This is a genomic window from Thermococcus sp. SY098 (assembly GCF_035621495.1).
Lineage (GTDB): Archaea > Methanobacteriota_B > Thermococci > Thermococcales > Thermococcaceae > Thermococcus_B.
Genome location: NZ_CP141821.1, coordinates 89,171 through 107,855, shown reverse-complemented (window position 1 = coordinate 107,855; position 18,685 = coordinate 89,171). Strand labels below are relative to the sequence as shown.

At 42.6% G+C, this 18,685-nt stretch carries 20 protein-coding genes and 1 CRISPR repeat array; of the genes, 8 read left to right on the top strand and 12 right to left on the bottom strand.

Features of this window, described 5'->3' with window-relative positions:
• The first annotated feature begins 33 nt into the window (after positions 1 to 33).
• The 4 genes from VFC49_RS00590 (at position 34) to VFC49_RS00575 (ending at position 2,040) form a co-directional block, all read left to right on the top strand.
• The gene (locus tag VFC49_RS00590; RefSeq protein WP_013466764.1) at positions 34 to 636 is read left to right on the top strand and encodes an exosome complex RNA-binding protein Csl4; all 603 of its coding nucleotides are present in this window, start codon (positions 34 to 36) and stop codon (positions 634 to 636) included.
• Between the two features lie 9 nt (positions 637 to 645).
• A complete protein-coding gene (locus VFC49_RS00585; RefSeq protein WP_324735731.1) occupies positions 646 to 1,269 on the top strand; it encodes a DUF2067 family protein in 624 nt (207 codons plus the stop codon).
• A complete protein-coding gene (locus tag VFC49_RS00580; RefSeq protein ID WP_013466762.1) occupies positions 1,266 to 1,553 on the top strand; it encodes a DNA-directed RNA polymerase subunit L in 288 nt (95 codons plus the stop codon). The genes VFC49_RS00585 and VFC49_RS00580 overlap by 4 nt, the downstream gene beginning before the upstream one ends.
• 100 nt (positions 1,554 to 1,653) lie before the next feature.
• The gene (locus VFC49_RS00575) at positions 1,654 to 2,040 is read left to right on the top strand and encodes a ribonuclease III family protein (protein WP_324735730.1); all 387 of its coding nucleotides are present in this window, start codon (positions 1,654 to 1,656) and stop codon (positions 2,038 to 2,040) included.
• Here VFC49_RS00575 and VFC49_RS00570 read toward each other — a convergent pair.
• A complete protein-coding gene (locus tag VFC49_RS00570; protein ID WP_324735729.1) occupies positions 2,037 to 2,843 on the bottom strand; it encodes a sugar phosphate isomerase/epimerase in 807 nt (268 codons plus the stop codon). The two genes, VFC49_RS00575 and VFC49_RS00570, sit on opposite strands and share 4 nt — an antisense overlap.
• 95 nt (positions 2,844 to 2,938) lie before the next feature.
• Here VFC49_RS00570 and sppA point away from each other — a divergent pair, with 95 nt between their 5' ends.
• From sppA to VFC49_RS00555, 3 genes are read left to right on the top strand one after another with little or no spacing between them, the layout of a single operon-like run.
• Positions 2,939 to 3,955: a signal peptide peptidase SppA gene (gene sppA / locus VFC49_RS00565; RefSeq protein ID WP_324735728.1), complete on the top strand. Its 1,017-nt coding sequence runs from the start codon at positions 2,939 to 2,941 to the stop codon at positions 3,953 to 3,955.
• Between the two features lie 4 nt (positions 3,956 to 3,959).
• On the top strand, positions 3,960 to 4,433 hold the full coding sequence (locus VFC49_RS00560) for a PH1570 family protein (RefSeq protein ID WP_324735727.1): 474 nt from the start codon (positions 3,960 to 3,962) through the stop codon (positions 4,431 to 4,433).
• A 1-nt stretch (position 4,434) separates the two neighbouring features.
• A complete protein-coding gene (locus VFC49_RS00555; protein WP_324735726.1) occupies positions 4,435 to 5,475 on the top strand; it encodes an AI-2E family transporter in 1,041 nt (346 codons plus the stop codon).
• On the opposite strand, the gene VFC49_RS00550 is transcribed toward VFC49_RS00555, so the two are convergent.
• Entirely contained in the window at positions 5,435 to 6,427 is a 993-nt protein-coding gene (locus VFC49_RS00550; protein ID WP_324735725.1) for an AIR synthase family protein, read from the bottom strand. The two genes, VFC49_RS00555 and VFC49_RS00550, sit on opposite strands and share 41 nt — an antisense overlap.
• Positions 6,428 to 6,593: 166 nt before the next feature.
• A CRISPR array of direct repeats spans positions 6,594 to 9,308; the repeat unit is 30 nt; unit sequence ATTTCAATTCTCTTAGAGTCTTATTGGAAC.
• A gap of 526 nt (positions 9,309 to 9,834) precedes the next feature.
• Between VFC49_RS00550 and cas2 the strand changes: the two genes are divergently transcribed.
• Positions 9,835 to 10,092, top strand: coding sequence for a CRISPR-associated endonuclease Cas2 (cas2, locus tag VFC49_RS00545; RefSeq protein WP_324735724.1), 258 nt, complete (start codon positions 9,835 to 9,837; stop codon positions 10,090 to 10,092).
• 34 nt (positions 10,093 to 10,126) lie between these two features.
• Here cas2 and cas6 read toward each other — a convergent pair whose 3' ends face one another.
• The 10 genes from cas6 to cas4 form a co-directional block, all read right to left on the bottom strand.
• The gene (gene cas6 / locus VFC49_RS00540; protein ID WP_324735723.1) at positions 10,127 to 10,921 is read right to left on the bottom strand and encodes a CRISPR-associated endoribonuclease Cas6; all 795 of its coding nucleotides are present in this window, start codon (positions 10,919 to 10,921) and stop codon (positions 10,127 to 10,129) included.
• Positions 10,902 to 11,567, bottom strand: a complete 666-nt coding sequence (gene csa3 / locus VFC49_RS00535; RefSeq protein WP_324735722.1) for a CRISPR-associated CARF protein Csa3 — start codon at positions 11,565 to 11,567, stop codon at positions 10,902 to 10,904. The genes cas6 and csa3 overlap by 20 nt, the downstream gene beginning before the upstream one ends.
• Positions 11,567 to 12,193: a CRISPR-associated endonuclease Cas3'' gene (locus VFC49_RS00530; RefSeq protein ID WP_324735721.1), complete on the bottom strand. Its 627-nt coding sequence runs from the start codon at positions 12,191 to 12,193 to the stop codon at positions 11,567 to 11,569. Before VFC49_RS00530 ends, csa3 begins: the two co-directional genes overlap by 1 nt.
• A complete protein-coding gene (gene cas3, locus VFC49_RS00525; RefSeq protein ID WP_324735720.1) occupies positions 12,190 to 13,749 on the bottom strand; it encodes a CRISPR-associated helicase Cas3' in 1,560 nt (519 codons plus the stop codon). The genes VFC49_RS00530 and cas3 overlap by 4 nt, the downstream gene beginning before the upstream one ends.
• Entirely contained in the window at positions 13,746 to 14,927 is a 1,182-nt protein-coding gene (cas8a2, locus tag VFC49_RS00520; RefSeq protein WP_324735719.1) for a type I-A CRISPR-associated protein Cas8a2/Csx9, read from the bottom strand. Before cas8a2 ends, cas3 begins: the two co-directional genes overlap by 4 nt.
• Positions 14,924 to 15,658, bottom strand: a complete 735-nt coding sequence (cas5a, locus tag VFC49_RS00515) for a type I-A CRISPR-associated protein Cas5a (protein WP_324736777.1) — start codon at positions 15,656 to 15,658, stop codon at positions 14,924 to 14,926. Before cas5a ends, cas8a2 begins: the two co-directional genes overlap by 4 nt.
• Position 15,659: 1 nt before the next feature.
• Positions 15,660 to 16,604 (bottom strand): type I-A CRISPR-associated protein Cas7/Csa2, encoded by a 945-nt coding sequence (gene cas7a, locus VFC49_RS00510; protein ID WP_324736776.1) that lies wholly within the window; start codon positions 16,602 to 16,604, stop codon positions 15,660 to 15,662.
• Positions 16,604 to 16,939, bottom strand: a complete 336-nt coding sequence (csa5, locus tag VFC49_RS00505) for a type I-A CRISPR-associated protein Csa5 (RefSeq protein ID WP_324735718.1) — start codon at positions 16,937 to 16,939, stop codon at positions 16,604 to 16,606. The genes cas7a and csa5 overlap by 1 nt, the downstream gene beginning before the upstream one ends.
• A 209-nt stretch (positions 16,940 to 17,148) precedes the next feature.
• Positions 17,149 to 18,117 (bottom strand): type I-B CRISPR-associated endonuclease Cas1b, encoded by a 969-nt coding sequence (cas1b, locus tag VFC49_RS00500; protein WP_324735717.1) that lies wholly within the window; start codon positions 18,115 to 18,117, stop codon positions 17,149 to 17,151.
• 9 nt (positions 18,118 to 18,126) lie between these two features.
• A complete protein-coding gene (gene cas4 / locus VFC49_RS00495) occupies positions 18,127 to 18,636 on the bottom strand; it encodes a CRISPR-associated protein Cas4 (protein WP_324736775.1) in 510 nt (169 codons plus the stop codon).
• Positions 18,637 to 18,685 lie beyond the last annotated feature (49 nt).

The following is an 18,685-nucleotide window of genomic DNA, read 5'->3' as shown; positions in this document are numbered from 1 at the left end:
ACCAGATTGTTAAAATTCACTGGGGTGTGAGGGATGGATGTTGAAAATAGGAAGAAAAAATCAGTGAAAAACGGTGATTTTGTTCTTCCAGGGGATTATCTGGGAGTTATTGAGGAGTTCCTCCCCGGAGATGGTGTTATTGAAGAAAATGGAGAACTCTATTCAACAAGAGCTGGAAAGGTTAAAATAAACCAAGAAAAAATGGAGATAAGTGTTGTTCCAGTTACAGATACCCCCCCAATTCCAAAAGTTGGACAGATTGTTATTGCAAAAGTAATCGAGGTAAAACCTCAGGCGGCAATTGTCCAGCTTCTCAGAATAGAAGGAAGGGAGGATTATAGGGAAATAGCAACATCAAAGCTCGCTGGTATCCACATTTCCCAGGTAAAAGAAGGCTTTGTTGAGGACATGAGCAAAGAATTTAAAATAGGGGATATAGTGAGGGCAAGGGTTTTGACTGATGAAAAAAGCCCAATTCAGCTGACAACAAGAGCACCGGACTTGGGTGTTGTTTTTGCACTGTGTTCAAACTGTAAGACTCCCCTCGTGAGGAGAGGAAATCAGCTCATATGCCCCAAGTGTGGAAGGATCGAAACAAGAAAGCTTTCAGCGTTCTACAGAAAGATTAAGGTTTAGGTGTAAGAAATGAAGGCTAAGAAGGTAATTGTTATCCACGTAAGGGACGACGTTGAGAAGGAGGAATTTATGAGGGAGCTTCAAAAGCTTAACCTTCCTGCATTTATATACGTCCATGGAAAGCTCAATTCTCTAAAAATCAATATACAAGGAACTAAAGACGAAATCAGAGACGCAGTCTACAAGATTAAGGACATTCATAAGAGGGTTCGCTCCCGCTTATACGCAAACAAGCGTGGTCTCTACAGATACGTGCTGGATGACATATTCCGAGAAGCAGGTGTTAGCATTTCAGCCCCAATACTTTTAAAGACCCTTGAGCTACTTGGTGAGACCGTTGAAGTTAAGAACAATGAGCTTGAGACCTCAATGCCGTGGAATGAAATAGTTAACCTAACAAGAAAACTTGGAGAATACCTTGCAGACATTTCACTCCAGACCACGAGGCAAATAAGGGAAGTTGCATTGCCTTTAGCCGTTGTCTTTGACATTGATCCAGAGGAAATTCTTGACCTAATGGTTGAGGTCGGAGTGGCAGAATATAAAGAAGATAAGTTTAAATACGAACTTGTGAAGAACAAAGAGCAGGCTATGGAGATAATGTTAAAACATTTAACAGGTGAGGAAGAATGAAAATTGAAGTTATAAAGCGCGAAAAGAATGTCCTGGAATTTTATCTCGTTGGGGAAGACCATACATTTGCCAACCTGCTTAATGAGGTCCTTCATGAGAACAAGCATGTCACATTCGCTGGATACACAATTGAACATCCAATTCTCACAGCAAGAAAGCCAAAGTTTAGAGTCGTCACTGACGGAAAGATAACTCCAGAAAAAGCCTTAGAAGAAGCAGCTCAGAAAATATTTGATAGAGCTAAAGAAGTCCTTGAAGCCTGGGAAAAAGCCGTTAAGAAGTAGTTCTGTGTCCAATTAATCTTATTTTTGGCTAAATCCTTTAAATTTTAGCCTGAAGTTTTGACCAAAAAACTTAAGTTTTGAGCAGTTTTTCAGACCTAATATGAAATACTCGAAAGACTTCACAGACAAGAATCTCTCAAAGTTCGGTGATTCCCTTGTTAATTTCATATTCTCCTTAGCATTAAGTGAGTATTTGGGGTATCCATCTGCTGGGAGGGTTCCTAATTCTTCCCTGGCTTTAGCCCTTGAGAGGGCGAAGCTTTCTCACTTAATACCTCCAAGAACTGACAAACATGGAAAAGGCGATATAGCCGAGGCTGTAATAGCCTACGCATGGCTCGAGAGAAAAATAACAGTTGAAGAAGCCGCAGAGATCATTAAAAAGAACCTCAGCCAAGATGTTCTCCACTTCACAAGAAAAAAGGAAGTTATTGGGATAGCCTTTGGAGAGCTGTTAAAGGTGGTAAAGGAAAGGCTGAAGCTTTAAATACTTGTCAGGATTTCGATCAGCGTCTGCTTATCGGGCAGCTTTGCGAATTTGTCTGGATCCTTGACCTTCAGCAGCAGTGGAACATCGCCGAACAGTTTGAGAACCTTCCCGAATGGTATCTTACCTTCACCGGGCAGGAGGTGGAGATCACCGACTCCATAAGCGAGGGCATCCTCCGGTTCAACCTGAGGTGTCAGCTTGCCGAAATTGTCATGAATCATTAGGATTATTGTTTTCTCAGTTCCCAGCTTGACATCTTCAAGGAGCTTGTTTTCATCACCTTGAGCGCTTAAGAATGCATGTGCCACATCGAGTGCAAAGCCCACATTCTCCCTATCAACGTTGTCTATAACATAAAGCGTGTCTTTAACGCTGAATGTGTTTTCAAGTGCTATCTTAATGCCAAACTTGCCCGCCATATCTGCAAGCTGCTGGATCGCCTCAATCTCCAAGTCAAGCCTGCCCGTTTTTCCGCTCTGCATAACTATTATCTTTGCCCCAAGCTTTATTGCAACATCAACAACTGCCTTTGCGACCTTAAAATGCCTTGAGTAGTAAATGTGATCCCTTAGATTCACGGAGAGAGGCATTCTCACTATGTAGTTTATCCCCACACCTTTTAACGCTGCTTCAACTGGGCGAAGCTTCCTCTCCACGACTTCTCCGTTTTTTATTAGCCCCAGAGCATGTGGGAATATCTGAACAAAATCATACTTCTTAATCTTCACATCAGCCAAGACTGAGGGCAAGCTCTTGTCTTTGTTCACAAAGTGAGGATAAATGCTGACCCCAATTTCCATCTTTCACACCTGCCTTTGTTTTCCTATGATTGTATAAAAATCTTTGGCACCACATTTAAAAGTTTCCAGCGTAACTTTAATGTTAGGTGATACGTATGGATAAAGAAGAAGTCTGGAAGTACCTCACGTTCATCTTAACCCTTCTTCTCGCATTGGCTGTTGTAAGCAACGTGCTCCTTTACACCCAAAACAGCGAACTTCAAAAGGCATTGGTGATGAACAAAACAACTGAAGTCAAAGTTGAAATGCCAAATATAACCGTTAAGACTTCTGTGGGCAATATAACAGCATTGCAGGCTAAAATTGAAGAACTCCAAAGGCAGGTTGAGTATCTCAAAGAGCAACTGAGGGAGAAGCAGCCTGCTAAAGCAAATACTACGATAGCCATACTCCCCATAATGGGTCCAATAGACGAGAACATGGCACTGGATGTTGTTTCAAAAATCAGACAGATAAAGAAGAATGAAAGCATAGGCGGAGTTCTACTATGGATTGAAAGCCCGGGAGGTTATGTAGGTCCAGTAAGGGTGATCTACAAGGAGCTAAAAAAGCTCAGCTATAGCAAGCCGGTTGTTGCATACACCGGTGGATATGCGGATTCAGGGGGATACTTCATAGCCTGTGCCGCCGATAAGATCATTGCTGATCCATTGGCAGAAGTCGGAAGCATTGGCGTTCTCTATGTCCATTATGACCTTGAGCAGTATTACGCCCAGAATGGAATTAAGGTTAATGTCTTCAAAACCGGAAAATACAAGGACATGGGAGCCGAGTGGAGGGACTTAACTCCCGAAGAAAGGGAGATGATAAAGAACATCATAGATACATACTTCCAAGACTTCCTCCAGGTGGTAAGCGAAGGGAGACATCTTGACATGAATACGACGAAGAAGTACGCAACAGGTCAAACATGGTTTGCAACAGACGTTAAAGGCATCTTAGTGGACGACACTGGAGACTTAGATTATGCGATTAAAGTTCTTGAACAGCTCATGAACGTCAAGAGTGCCAAGGTTGTTTTATACAGCGCTCAAAAAACAGACTTTGGAATCTATGAGAGCTCATCCCTCTACATGCCTGCTAATTATGTTTACTCATACATAAGGGGGTGAGCTCATGCAGTGTGAGGAAAAGCTTGAAGTTTTCGAGAACGGCTTTGCCGATGGAAGGTTCAATTTGAGGATAGAGTTTTATGGAAGTGACGCCAGAAAAATCCTGCTGGCAATCATTTACGAGCTATACCTCCAAGATTATGGAAAGGAGTACGTTTATCCATTCGAATGTGCAAAGGAGTTTTGGGGTATTTACATGGATGCCAGCGAAGTTGAACCGGAAGAACTTAAGCTTGGCAAGCCCAAGTTTGTTAGCAGAGCAGTTATGGATAAGCTTGAGGCAATTTTGGAGAACATTGAAGCTCCAAGAGAGGTAAAAGAGGACATAGACTTAGAAAAAGCAGAGATCTACAAGCTCAAAGATGGACTTTTAGCTTTAGGAAAGAACTTTCTGCTTGACGGAATTAAAAATCGTCTCTTCATCTTTAACAAGCCCTCTGCAAGGGAGCTAATACTGAAATATATAGGGAGATGGTGATATGAAAACCGAAAGCCTTGTCTGGCTTGGAATTTCCCTCATCATACTCTTCTTAGTCTGGCGTACAGTTGAGCCGCTGATCTCTCCAATCATCTTCAGCCTTGCAATAGCATATATATTCCATCCGTTTCATATGCGGCTCTCCCAGAGATTCGGAAATAAAAAGTCCGCAGTCATGCTTACCGCAATGATGGCACTTCTCGCCGGAGTCCTGCTTATAGGCGCAGCCCTATGGCTGAGAGATGTTTTGAACTACCTGTATGTTTACATAGGCGACTTCTTCAACTGGCTCCTTGGCGTAAACCTTCCTTTTGGAATAGGGGAAAGCCTCCACGCACTTTCAAAAACAATCCCAGAAAAGCTTGGTGATATTCTACTTGGATACACGTTTTCCCTTCCCAAATTCATGCTGCAGGCGATAGTTTTCCTTGCGCTGTTTTACGCCATCTTAACGAATTCAGAGTTTTTAGCAATGGAGGTCTATCGTCTGCTTCCGCGGGAAAACAGGGAGCTTGGCATACATCTTGTTGAGAGGGCAAAGATAACCCTCAACGCCATCCTAAGAACCTGGCTGATGCTCAGCGTTCTCAAGGGAATATTTCTGACCGTTGGGTTTGTTCTGTTTGATATAACAACCGTCAGCGGTGCAATTGCAGCTGGAATACTGTGCATAGTGCTCGAACTTTTGCCTGTAATTGGGGGATGGATACTCTGGGCGATTGGAGCTGCATATTTGATTAAAACAGGCAGTGTAGCTCTTGGGGTGTTATTTGCAGTATATGGTGCAGTTTTTATCTCTCCCCTACCAGATATAACGATAAGGCCAAAGCTTGTTGCTGAAGGTGCAAAGGTAAGCTCAGTTGTTGCATTGGTGGGAATTTTTGGTGGGATAATGTCATTCGGGATAAAGGGAGTTATAATTGGACCAGTGGCTTTAGGTTTACTCGTAACCCTGCTGGAAGAGTGGAAAGAGCAGGAAAAAGAAAGCCTCGGGGAAACACTTAAACAACCTTCCAAAGCTCGTCACTCAAAGGCTGCTTGAGCTTCTTTTCCGCTCCATCTCTTATGATTATCCTTTTCTTTTTATCTCCAAGAAACTCTCCGATTACTGAAGCAACAATGTTCTCCTTCTTAAGAGCAGCGACAATTTCATCTGCATTTTCCTTTGGTGCTGCAATCAGAAGAGCTCCCGAGCTTATCAACGATAGGGGATCCAAGTTGAAGTACTCACAGATTTTCCTCGTTTCTTCTGCTATGGGGATCTTTTCATAATGAACCTTAAAGCCCAACCCGGATGCATCTGCCATCTCGTGCAGTCCGTTTGCAATGCCCCCCTCGGTAGGATCGTGCATTGCGTTTACTCCAATTTCGTTCGCTATTAATGCCTCTTTCACAACACTTATCTTCCAGAGAAAGGCTTTTGCTCTCTCAACGAACTCTTTTCCGAATACTCTAACCAGCTCATTCTCCCGCTCACTTGCTATGATCGCCGTTCCCTCAATCCCTGCTCCTTTTGTGAGGATAATGGCATCCCCTGGCTTTGCATTTCCGGCATGTACAAGCTTTTCTTTTTTCACTTCTCCGAGCATTGTCCCAACAACTATCGGCTTCTTTAAACCGGGAGTGACTTCAGTGTGTCCGCCAATTACTGCGATATCGAGTCTTTTTGCACTCTTGTCAATATCAAACATTATCTCTTTCAAAAGTTTTTCATCAGCATTTTCAGGCAGAAGGATTGAAACCAGAAACCACTTCGGCTTTGCCCCAAAAGTTGCAACATCATTGGCATTTATATTGACAGCATAAAACCCTATATGCTTTTCTGCACCTGTTATTGGATCTGTAGATGCTACAAGGACATTATCTCCAAAATCAACGGCAGCTGCATCCACCCCAATACCTGACTTAATTAATACCCTCTCTCCCTGAACGCCCAAGTATTTGAAAACTACATCTCTGAGCTTCTCTGGTGGAACTTTTCCAACAGGCAGCATCTTTCATCCCAAATGGAGTGTCATTTTAGAAATATAAACATTGTCTCATCTGGCAAAAAGGGATATCGACAAAAACATAGCGACTCATGAGAAGCCACAGATTACACTTATTGGAGTCTTATTGGAACGTCGAGATGAAAGGGTTTGAAGAAGTGAAAATTATTGTATTTCAATTCTCTTAGAGTCTTATTGGAACTGAGAGCGATTGACAAGAAAACGGGAACACAGAGAGTGTTAATTTCAATTCTCTTAGAGTCTTATTGGAACTGTGCTGTAACTCGTCCTTATGTCCCCTTCCTTGACGATTTCAATTCTCTTAGAGTCTTATTGGAACCCGAAAATTAAGCTGTTCTGTTTAACTTTTGTGCTAATTTCAATTCTCTTAGAGTCTTATTGGAACCTACCGTCAAAAAATGAACCATTTTTCTGTGATATTATTTCAATTCTCTTAGAGTCTTATTGGAACTGTAGATGATAAAGTGTCCATTCCATATTCTGAGTCGCATTTCAATTCTCTTAGAGTCTTATTGGAACCACATCAAAGAGAATCTCTTCTTTACTACCACCAACGAGCTTTGCCGGGATTTCAATTCTCTTAGAGTCTTATTGGAACGTCATCGCTGGTGTCGGTAACCATTATAAGTGTCCTGATTTCAATTCTCTTAGAGTCTTATTGGAACTTCCATTTCATTTCCAGCTCAAGGTTGCTAAGGTCAATAGCATTTCAATTCTCTTAGAGTCTTATTGGAACTGGACAAGAGGCACAAGATGTTAACGTATCTTTTGATTTGGATTTCAATTCTCTTAGAGTCTTATTGGAACACCAGTCCTGTGTTTTTTCCAAAACCTCTTTGATTTCATTTCAATTCTCTTAGAGTCTTATTGGAACTAACCTTCACCTCAACGCCAAAAGCCGCATAGACCGCTATTTCAATTCTCTTAGAGTCTTATTGGAACCTCCTCATTTTTTCCTAAGACAAACGGACATATGTTTCTGGAACTTATTTCAATTCTCTTAGAGTCTTATTGGAACGTGATAAAGGAGGCTTTAGAGCAATACATTTTAAGCAATGAGAGATTTCAATTCTCTTAGAGTCTTATTGGAACACGAAATCAAATTCAAAGACGAAGCAACAGATGAAGATTAATTTCAATTCTCTTAGAGTCTTATTGGAACAATAATTCTAAGCTATTAAGAGATTTAACGGCGTTAAATTTCAATTCTCTTAGAGTCTTATTGGAACACCCGACAAAGCTTGACATCTCGACTTTTGCCCGCATGCATTTCAATTCTCTTAGAGTCTTATTGGAACTTAGAAACCGGCAGACCCGTAAGATTTACTTTTTCAAATTTCAATTCTCTTAGAGTCTTATTGGAACATGAGGTATGGCGAAGAGAAAAAGGCATGGAAAGCCATTTCAATTCTCTTAGAGTCTTATTGGAACCAGTATAAGTTACACTTTCGAATAAAGTCTTTAAGCATTTCAATTCTCTTAGAGTCTTATTGGAACGTCATCAGCGGAAATGCAATCAGGGGCTACTTGAGGATTTCAATTCTCTTAGAGTCTTATTGGAACTTGAGGTATAATGGATCGGCTTTTATCTCATCAAGGAATTTCAATTCTCTTAGAGTCTTATTGGAACGCGATACTTCCAATTTTCTTTGCCGCTCTCATAATCTATTTCAATTCTCTTAGAGTCTTATTGGAACACGCTAACAGAACCGCTTAACCCATAGCTCACAATTAAATATTTCAATTCTCTTAGAGTCTTATTGGAACAGAGTTCAGCGGGTTACCCGAAACAGCACCACGTTATTTCAATTCTCTTAGAGTCTTATTGGAACTCCAATGTTTGCCTACATTGAGTATTACCAGTACTTAATTTCAATTCTCTTAGAGTCTTATTGGAACCCTCTTCGCTCTCTGGAATAGCATAAACCCTAAAGTTATTTCAATTCTCTTAGAGTCTTATTGGAACGATAATCATATTATTAAAGTGGAATGGGCAGTTAGATGAATTTCAATTCTCTTAGAGTCTTATTGGAACCCAATTTTGCCATTGCTCTAATTATTCCCCTCATCCTGATTTCAATTCTCTTAGAGTCTTATTGGAACTAAGCCTCATGCAGCAATTCAAGGGTGGAATCGCTGCATTCAGACATTTCAATTCTCTTAGAGTCTTATTGGAACCAATTAAGTCCAAGCTCACTGAACTTAAGTATATCCCCCCATTTCAATTCTCTTAGAGTCTTATTGGAACATATCCTCCCAGGTTTTAGTTTGATCAAAGTACAGCTTAATATTTCAATTCTCTTAGAGTCTTATTGGAACACTTTGAGGTGATCCAATGTTCATATATAGTATAATATTTCAATTCTCTTAGAGTCTTATTGGAACCGCCCATAGAAAAGCTTCTCTAAGAATATCTGCCATATTGATTTCAATTCTCTTAGAGTCTTATTGGAACTGGAGTGTTTCGGGCTCATTAACATAGCATACAGCGAAATTTCAATTCTCTTAGAGTCTTATTGGAACACCATATCTTTGATCTTAATGTGCGCTGAACCAAGCTTATTTCAATTCTCTTAGAGTCTTATTGGAACTCGCTGAAGGACAAGTAGGGTGCTAAATACCAATAAACGGGATTTCAATTCTCTTAGAGTCTTATTGGAACGCTGATTCCTCTAAATCCAAAAATCTCCCAAAAATATAATTTCAATTCTCTTAGAGTCTTATTGGAACATTCCGTATATTAATAATCCTAAAGCTCACCCAAGTGAGCATTTCAATTCTCTTAGAGTCTTATTGGAACAAGCCATGGCAATGTTGTTGAAGTTGTAAACTTCAAATTTCAATTCTCTTAGAGTCTTATTGGAACAGGGCGCAATTTTGCCTTATTTCCCCAATAAGACTATAAAAACGCTTGAATTATAAAAGCTCTTCTCCAAAGGGACAATAACAAAACTCAAACAAACCCCCAGTTAACACGTTACTATCACTCCATTAAATTAATTCACAGTTATTTTCCATAATTTCAAGTAATGTACAGCAATGTTCAGAACCTCTCCAACGGCTTTTTAGGTGTTAAAATCCAAAAATCTAACTAACAAAGTTTCTAAATCCAAAATGGTCAAATTTTCATGAGGGAAACATGTTAGAGAAGTCCCGAGAATACTCAATTCCAAATGTACACATTTAAAATGTTATGAGATGGCTAAAAACTTGTAACACAATGTAATTTAACAACAAACAATTACTAAAAACATCCAAACCACCCACAAACCCCCATTTTGAAATTAAAGCAAATTAAAGCCAAAGAATTTCGAAAAACAGAACATCAACAAGTATTGAAAAATCTTCAAAAAAGATTAAAACGGAGCAGACTAATTTCACCATGATGAGCCATGTATGTGGTCATCGTTTACGATGTTAACGTCTCAAGGGTTAATAAGGTCAAGAAGTTCCTGCGTCAGTATTTGCATTGGGTTCAAAACAGTGTTTTTGAGGGAGAAATTACCTTAGCAGAGTTTGAACGAATAAGAGAAGGCATTCTTAGTTTAATAGATGAGAATGAGGATTCAGTAGTGATTTACAAGCTCCGCTCAAAGCCAAAAAGGGAAAGCTTGGGGGTAGAGAAGAATCCGCTGGAGGACATCATCTAAAACCATGCCACCAATTTTCAATTCTTTTGGAGTCTTATTGTATCTCAATCATTCCAAATCCATGTGTATTCCTAACCCCAATGCCCAGTTGATACGCAACACTTAGGAGATCTTCCTCTCCGTAGAGCTTCAATCCAAGATGCCATGCTATTGCCCATATTGGTTTTCCTGTTTTCTTATCCCTATCTGCTATTAACCTTTTCTCTTTTGGTCTTGGTTTGTTTAGAATTTCAATATCGAAGCTTCCCTCATATGTTTCTCCATGTAACATCAGATACTTAGAGCGCAGGTTTTTGAAGAGAAGGTATTTCCACACGAGCGGCTCGTTCTTGTAAGGGCTGTTTTTGCTCTGAAAGGGGGAAACATCCCACTGGCGCTTTCCGTTCGGGGGGTTGTTATCTATGATGTTTATTGGCGAGAGCGTTTTAAGAGGCTTTCCTGAAAGAGAATTTGGCTCTTTTAGGAGCCTGATTTCCTCAACATAAAAGTGCATGTCAAATAACTTCACTTCTTCAAGCTGATTTATTCCCTCAGCAAAAGCATTTGCTATTGCTGGTTCAGCAGTGGAAAAGTACAGCTTGAACTTCTTAGATTTCACAAGGATTCCCTTTTCTGCTACCGTCCATTGTTTACCCCTCTTTCCAATAGCCCTTGGCTCAGAAAGCACGAACTTGATGTCCTTTTTGATGTTGTGCAATCTCCATGCGATATGTGAATCTGCTGTCTCTATTACCTTGAGCGTAAAGCCGTAAAGTGACCGAGGATAGTTAAAGGGAAGAATGAAAGGCTTATCACGAACAAGAATCAACTTAAACCTCAATGCAATCATCCCCATAGAGCTTAAGGTAGAACATCCCACCATCTGTTATTTCATATCTGACAACCTGAGTGATTGCTCTCACAGGACGAACAAGGTTGTAGTGCATCATCCTTTGGAGTTCCCTGCTTACTGTTGCTGGAGATGTTCCTATTTCCTCTGCAGTTTTTCTGATACTCTTACCTCTGTAGATGCCGCAGAGAATCCTAACCCATCTGATGTCAGCAGGCGCTAAAATAGGGGTCAGATCAAAGGAAATAAAGCCAGCCAGATTCTCGAAGTCACTTTCCACCCTTACTGAAACGTCTTGAAGAGAGGAAAGCGCTGCTAGCGTTGTAACTGTTAGAGCCCTCATGCCTCCAGAAAGGACGGCAAGAATCTCTCTGTCGGGTGTGAGGTGCCTTAGCACTTCCTTCCTTATCGTCAGCACCATATCCTCACCACTTCCTAATGGAACCTCGACGACGGTGATGCTGTCTTCTGAGGTGAGGCTTTTTAAAAGTCCCTGGAGGTTTTTAAGGGCGGTTATTGTTCTTTCTTCTTTCTCATATCCTTCGGGCAGTATCGCAAGCAGCTTGTCTTCCTTTTTTAGCTTGTTTCTTATTAGGGCCCTCACTATGAATTTCTCATCAAAGCCAAGCGGAAAAACCACGAGCATTAAATCACCCCATAAAGCTTAGATGACTCCAAAATCTCCTTTCCAAGATGAGTTTCTTTTCCTAAGCGGTTTTTTGAAGCCGAAAAATTATCTGCTACGACTGTGGGAAGGAGAATTGCGTAGACGGACCTCAGCTTAGTTTTAAACGTCTCGGTGAACTCTTCAGTGCTTGTGGCAGAGATTGTTTCTGGAACTTCTAAGCCGGTTAGTTTTTCGAACAGTTTTCTACACTCTGGGCAGAGCTTTAGGCGTTTTTTCTGAGGAATGCCTTCCCTTATCCAATCATGGTGGTGGAGCAGTATCGCTGTAGATGCCACAATTCCTGCCTTGCCCCAATCTTTCAGTATCTCTCTAGCTATGAGGGCAGAGTAATACTCGTGATACTTGAATCCTTGCTTCCTTTTTTGAAACTCTTCCAGTCCCTTTCCAACGTCATGGAAAATGTAAGTTAAGTGAAGCAACTCTTCAGCCTTTTCTCTCTGAAGACCGAGAAGCTTTCCAAGAAATGCTCCGTAGTTCCTCGCTATATACCTCTTTTCGATGAGTTCAAGCCCCGTCATTATGTGCTCTTCCATGGTCTCAATGCACTCACCTGTTTCTTTGTCAAAAAACGCACAGCACGTCATACCAGCCCACACTCCCAGTCATATTCCCTCTTGAGAACAACTTTAACAGGCTCCCCAAGAGCAACGCACTTGGCGAGTTCGTAGGTGTCGTTTTTGTTCGCAGGAATCCAAGGAGCATTCCCTCTCAAAACCTTAACCTCTCCGTTCTTCCACAGCTTCCACAGAAATTCTGGGCTTACAAGGACAACATCGTTCTCAACCTCAACAGGAATCAGGAAGTCTCTTAGCAGAGGCTCACCTCTCCTTATCCGCACCTCAATCCATTTTAGTATATGAATGGAGCGCTCTGCTGGGTTGGTAAGCTTGGAAACTAAGGTTCCAATAAAGGCTCTGTTTACTTTAAGAACCTCAACTTTTTTCCTGCCGTGAACGGCATCGACTATCTCCTGATACGTCCACGGCAGGCGGGGATGGAAGTTTTCTGCTTTGTCGAGGAGTGATATTGTTTTCTGAACTTTCTCCACATCATACGGTCCATCAGCATCTCTGATTACCACAATTTTTCCCTTGCCCTCTCCATATCTTGCAACTCTACCGAAGCGCTGGAGGAGTGAATTCATTGGAGCTGCGTCAGTTATCATAACGTCAGCTGAGACATCTACGCCAGCCTCTACAACTTGCGTCGCTATTACTAAAAACTCCTCGTTGTTCTTCCACTTTCTGAGCTTCTCTATGAGCTGCCTTTTGTGCTCTGCGGTCATTCTGCCGTGAATCAGCATGATATTTCCAAATCTCAAGCTCTTAGCATTCTTGTATATCTGCACAGCTCTCCTCACGGTATTCACTATGATCAGGTTCCTCCTTCCACGTTCCACGAAGTCAAGTGGATTTCCAGTCTCTATTGAAATCTCAAACTCCTTGGAAAGCTCTCTCCTTGCGAAAGGGTCGTTTTCATTGAGCTCAAAAACATCAAAGTCATAGCCACTATTCCTAGCGTATTCTTGGAAGAGCTTCCTGTAGCCGTTAGAGAGGGTTGCTGTCATAAGTATTATCGGAACTTTCTCCTTTGTGAGAAACCTCAAAACAGCTAGAAAAACCTCCTTTATTCGCCTGTCTTCAAGAAGAAAATGCGCCTCATCAAAGATAACTATAGAGGTGAGAATAGACGCCTGGGTAAGGTAATCATAGCCGAACTCCTTCCCAGCTTTTATCAGGCTGTAGCGCTTGGTGTTTAGCTTGAGAATATCCCATGTAAACGTGTCAGCTGTGGTTACATTGAGCGGAAAGAGGTGCATGAACTCCTCGCTTGAGCCCATCATCTTTGTCTTTGAAAACCCAAGTGCTTCTTTGGCAGTCATATCAATGTCCTCAACGATAGCACGCATGGGCAGAACGTGGATGACGTGGTCGTAGAAGGAGGCATCTCTAAGGGAGTGGAGAGCTAAGGTGTAGCTTATCACGGTTTTCCCATAGCCTGTTGGAGCTCTTACAAGGAAAAAAGGAAGCTCCGAGGAATCCAAGGCTTTAATGACTTCCTCTGTGAGCGGTCTCGGCTCAGGTTTGAAGCCTTTTAGCTCTGCGAGCTTTTTCACAACTTCTTTATACGCAGATATCACAGCAAAGCCTCCATGTGTGCTTCGGTCATAAAAGCTCTCAGCGTCTTTACAAGCAACCCACTGGCTTTTGCGCTTCCCTCTATCAGCGCCCTTCCCTGTCTGAAGAGTCTGAAAATTGAGTCTTGTAGGAGCTCCCTGTTGCCGGAGTTTATAGCCCTGTACAAATCCTTCACGAAAATGTATGCCAGCATCTGGTTGTCACCTGAAACACCCTTCCTAAGCTCTGTTTCTGCTATGTCAACGAGAACCCACAGAGGATAGAAGCTGCCGTCATTGGTCTCCACCATTATGTTTATACCCCTGATTGACAGGTTCTCAACTTTTTTCACATATTCACTCAGGTATCCTTGAAGCTCTCTGAGGTCGAGCTGCACTGTTTTAAGCTCGGTGTAGACATTGCCTTCAAGGCTTATCAGATGTAGGGTCAGGGGATAAGTCTCTTCAGAGACGTTCTTTCCTTCTTCGGCGAGCTTCATTGCCAGGCGGAGTTCATAAAGTTCCTCTGAGTCTATTCTTGCCCCAGACTTCATGTTGGCATCTGTTAAGAGGAGAACTCCATCAAGAACATTACCTACGTAAGGAAAAAGAGTCTCCATTCCGGGCTTTGTCATCAGGTAATATCTCCCGCCAATGTAGCCTGCGAATGCCGTGAGGAAGCCGACCGCTATCAGCGAGAGCCAAACCGGATCGAGGTTCACCATTGCCTTAGTCCCCGCTGTTGGCTTTAAAAATTCAGTCTGGAACTCGTAGAACTCCGGCTGCTTTACAACTGCTGGCATTATGGCGTAGGTTCCATTGAAGGGAACGCCAAGGTTAATGCCTTTTTTGTCCACGGAGAAAAACGTTAAGGCTTTCTCGACGTCGAGCTTTCCTGCCTTAATAAGCCTCACAGTCTCCTCGACTACCATACCGAAGAGCTCTGTGTAAGTGTTCGGCGCCGAACGTCCAAACCAAGCTCTGAGAACCTTCTCGTAAGATGTTCTGTCGTTGCGTCCCATCTTGGAGGAGTTCACTGTAGCTCTATTGCTCAGTGTCTCCATAGCGTTCTCCAGCGCAAGAGCGAAGTCTTCATTCGAAACCTCAGTTCCCACTTGATCAACAACCCAACTCAGTCCAAGCAGAGCAAGCTCCCTGCTGAGACCGCTTAAGGGGAGCTCCTTAGCCACTTTGAGAATCACAGTACCACCTCCTCGCCCACATCTATCACCTTAAGCCTTCCTTCGACCTCAACCTTGCCCTCGGGGTAGAACATCACTATGATTCTTGCCTTTGAGTAGTTCCCTATGCCCTCCTTCCAGTCTACGACACCCTGAACAACACCACCTCCTTGAACCTTCTTACCAGTCAGAAGGAAAGCGTAGGCCGTTTCTGCCATCTCTTTCTCCATGATTGTGCCCTTCCCCAGCTCGACGCTCTCAACGCTGACTACAGACTCCCTCGAGCCGAGTCTACTTATCCCCCACGCGGCTCTCTCGAAGTCCTTCACTGAGAATTCTGAAGCGCTGATAAGGTCATCATTAAGGAGATAGAGCAACGTTAATGTGTAGTCGCTTTCGCCATACATCACTGCCATCGGAAACGAGGTTACAGCACTTTCAACGCTTCTCCTGTGAAGGCGGTTTATCTTCAGTATTGAGCCGTAGACCCTTGGCATTCCAGAGACTTTCACTGTTGCCCACTCTATAAGCGGTCTTATCCTGTCAGCAGAGCTGCGTGCATTTCTCCTCGGTTCGAGCGTTTCTGTTCTGTCTCCGGCTATGTGGAGCAACGGATATGCCAATGCTCCAATCAGCGTACTTGGCGGCGGATAGCGAAAGGCGTTGCGCATCTTGCTCTGAGGGAGCGAACGGAGCGCTATTATTCCAGTGGGCCTCACCTCCACCTTTAAAAAGGAAATCAAGGAAACCACCTCAGATATAGCCCTTTTCTTTGAGGTACTCAATAGCCTTCCTGAGGGTCTCTTCAGGAACCTCATTCGTGGAGTCGAAGAAGTAATCCTCCCCGAAAGCTTCCTTTATGACTTCAAGCCTCTTCTTGGTTCTCTCTACATAGCTGTCATAGATTGGTGAAGTCACCACGAAGGGATGCTCCGTCACCACAACGGTAAGCTCTGTAATTCCACCTACAGGGAAGAAGCGCGAGAGTTTTGCCCCAAACTGTGCCGAGGAGAGCATTCTGAACAGAGCCTTCAGCGATGCTTCCCTTCTTGCCTTTATCTCCTCTTCTGGGATGATTGGACCAGCACCAAGAGAGCTAACGCCTATAGCATCGAGGTCAAGGTTGAAAGTGAAACCGTACAGAGCGGTTCCTGTTTCCACATAGTATATCATCTGCTCAGAGACATTGCCCTTCTTACCCTTGGCATCCATCTGCGCGTGCCTTGCATGGAGCTGGGGCTCAGCTGTAGCAAAGAGAGCCATGGATTTTATTGGCAGGGCATAGCTCACCTGAAACGCTGAGCTTCTTCTGACTGGAGGCTTTTCAGCATAGAGAAATCCACCAACGTCTTCAATGATACAGCTCTTTATGATCGCGGCTTCGATTTTCTTGGAATCGTCTGGTATTGGGTTAATCTTCTTCTTGAGATGTGCTTTGTTCATTGACTTGAAGAACTCTCCCTTTGCGCAGTCCTCGCATACTGGAAGGTTCATAGCAAGTGCTTCCTTGACTAAACTCCACTGGTAGGCATGTGCTAAGCTTTCGCCGCTTATGGCTGGGACATAGATGGTCTTCAGCTTCCTGTCCTCTTCGACTAGGTAGGGAACCCTACGGTGCTTGGTGTAGTTTCCTGCAGTCTCAACCATGTTTAATGCCTCTACATTTGCCTCAAATCTAACTCCAACACTTAAAAACATCATTCCTCACCTCCTTTGGAGGGAAAGGCAAGCGCTAGCGTGGCAACACGCTTGGCAACGCTCATATCTTTCCTCACGGCATTGAGAAATGTTCTAATCTCTTCCTCATCGGGTATTCTCGGAAGATATATTTTCTTTCCGTTCTTTTCGATATACTTTCTATCATTCTCATCAGTCTTAGCACTCTCGTGTATCGAGCGAAAAGCTCTGAGTGCTTCAAGAATGGCCATTTCCACAGGTTCGTAGGTCAGGGCATTGCCCATTCTGTCCACATAGCCGAAGTTCCTCATTCTTACGAAGAACCTCAGCATGTTTACAACCTCGGGGAAGTCCACTTGGAATCACCTCAGAATAGAATGTGCATTTGAAATATATAAGCTTTTCTACGGTTCAAATGTTTCATCCGGATGTACAATATGTTTCAAAAAATTAAAACATTTGAAAGAGAGCTATGAACCACTCAGGAAAACACCTGAGTAATGATGTTTTACTCTCCCTTGGGAACATTGGTCGTGAATATGAAACACCATCTTATTGCGTTTCATCAGAACCATGCCACCAGCGGTTCATATTCCTGAGTTCCAACAAGATGTTTTATCAGCTTGTACGCCTCAAGCCTGATCAGCCTCTGCTTGGTGACATTTCTCTTTAGCTTTGGATGCTTTACGCTTTTCCTCATTTCTTCGTTGAACGCTTTAAGAACAATTTTCTTTCCTTCGTCATTGAGCAAAACACCGTTTAAATCCTCTCTAAAGTGCTCCTTCTTTATTACGCCTTGCTTCACCAGGCGGTTGGCTATGCGGTCAGCTATTATTGGCTTGAAAATCTCACTCAGATCTAAAGCAAGAGAAAATCTCCTCTCGCTCGGCTCATGCAGATAGCTTATTGTTGGGGTCAGCTGGGTGTTGTAAAGTTCGCTGATTATTGCAGGATACAGTCTTGAGTTCAGAAAGCTTATCAAGGCGTTCATTTCATTTTGAGGAGGTCTTCTTGTTCTCTTCACAATCTTAAAGCCATCTGGTAAAGTTTCATCCCACAGAGCATAGTACTCCTGTCTTATCCTTGCTTCAACGTTCATAACATCGGTTATCTTTCTTGTGTCCTCAAGCTCTTCTAAAAGCTCGCTGAAATTCCCTTCAGCACCAAAGCGCTTCAAGTTACGTTCCATGTTCTTTGAGGCTCCTCTCACGAACAGCTTAGCCAGCCTTAGGCGCTTTTCTCTGTCAAGATAGTGCTCAGCCTGCTTTATAACCAAATCTCCAGAGTGAAGGCTTTCTCTTGGATAAAATGAGCCGTCATAATATCCATAGTGGTTGAAAAAGTGCACCGCTATGCCCTTTTGAGCTAAAAAGTGAAGAGCCTGAGATGTTATGGTAACTTTTCCATAGATATAGATGTCGTAAATGCCCTCAATTGCCAAAGGCTTTTTACCTTGGGCGTTTTCAAAATAGAGGGTGTTTTCTTTCCTATAGAGAGTTCCATCTGAAAATAAAGTTAAGGACTTCTTCCTCATATCACCACCTCAAACCCAGCAAAGCTCATAATATGCGCACGTTTTGCACTTCTTTGTTTTTACAGGCTTTGGTGGAATTGGGAATGATTTTATTCGCTCAACTTCTCTGATTGAATCTTCAACTTCCTTTTCTCTTCCTTCCAAGGTTATCTCTTTGGTTTCTCTGAGCTTTGGGTAATTCAGAATAGCTTTCGCATTTATGCCAAGCTTTTTGAGGTAGTAGAGATAATACAATGCCTGCATCTCGTGGGCTTTCTCCATAGATTTGCCCTTTTTGACTTCATGAACCTCTATGATGTCATCTTTTTTGATGAAGTCAATGCTTATTGGACCTATTTTGACTTCTTTTTCTTCTCCGAAGTAGCTCTTTTCATGCAGGAACTTGCCGAGGTCAACCCATTCGCTTTCCTGTTCCATGGTGATGCCTTTAGAGAAGTACCAGAGCTTGGTTTTGCAGATGAAGAGGTAGTTTATTTCTGTGCCTGTGACAAAAAGCTCAGTGAGGAGATATTCGCGGATGAGATTACAGTTGTTGGTGTAATTTTCACTACACCTATCACTGTTACAT

Bases quoted from the DNA above. Each gene is read 5' to 3' on its own strand.
- VFC49_RS00590 (WP_013466764.1), top strand. From the start codon at position 34: ATGGATGTTGAAAATAGGAAGAAAAAATCAGTGAAAAACGGTGATTTT.
- VFC49_RS00585 (WP_324735731.1), top strand. From the start codon at position 646: ATGAAGGCTAAGAAGGTAATTGTTATCCACGTAAGGGACGACGTTGAG.
- VFC49_RS00580 (WP_013466762.1), top strand. From the start codon at position 1,266: ATGAAAATTGAAGTTATAAAGCGCGAAAAGAATGTCCTGGAATTTTAT.
- VFC49_RS00575 (WP_324735730.1), top strand. From the start codon at position 1,654: ATGAAATACTCGAAAGACTTCACAGACAAGAATCTCTCAAAGTTCGGT.
- VFC49_RS00570 (WP_324735729.1), bottom strand. From the start codon at position 2,843: ATGGAAATTGGGGTCAGCATTTATCCTCACTTTGTGAACAAAGACAAG.
- sppA (WP_324735728.1), top strand. From the start codon at position 2,939: ATGGATAAAGAAGAAGTCTGGAAGTACCTCACGTTCATCTTAACCCTT.
- VFC49_RS00560 (WP_324735727.1), top strand. From the start codon at position 3,960: ATGCAGTGTGAGGAAAAGCTTGAAGTTTTCGAGAACGGCTTTGCCGAT.
- VFC49_RS00555 (WP_324735726.1), top strand. From the start codon at position 4,435: ATGAAAACCGAAAGCCTTGTCTGGCTTGGAATTTCCCTCATCATACTC.
- VFC49_RS00550 (WP_324735725.1), bottom strand. From the start codon at position 6,427: ATGCTGCCTGTTGGAAAAGTTCCACCAGAGAAGCTCAGAGATGTAGTT.
- cas2 (WP_324735724.1), top strand. From the start codon at position 9,835: ATGTATGTGGTCATCGTTTACGATGTTAACGTCTCAAGGGTTAATAAG.
- cas6 (WP_324735723.1), bottom strand. From the start codon at position 10,921: ATGATTGCATTGAGGTTTAAGTTGATTCTTGTTCGTGATAAGCCTTTC.
- csa3 (WP_324735722.1), bottom strand. From the start codon at position 11,567: ATGCTCGTGGTTTTTCCGCTTGGCTTTGATGAGAAATTCATAGTGAGG.
- VFC49_RS00530 (WP_324735721.1), bottom strand. From the start codon at position 12,193: ATGACGTGCTGTGCGTTTTTTGACAAAGAAACAGGTGAGTGCATTGAG.
- cas7a (WP_324736776.1), bottom strand. From the start codon at position 16,604: ATGTTTTTAAGTGTTGGAGTTAGATTTGAGGCAAATGTAGAGGCATTA.
- cas1b (WP_324735717.1), bottom strand. From the start codon at position 18,117: ATGAGGAAGAAGTCCTTAACTTTATTTTCAGATGGAACTCTCTATAGG.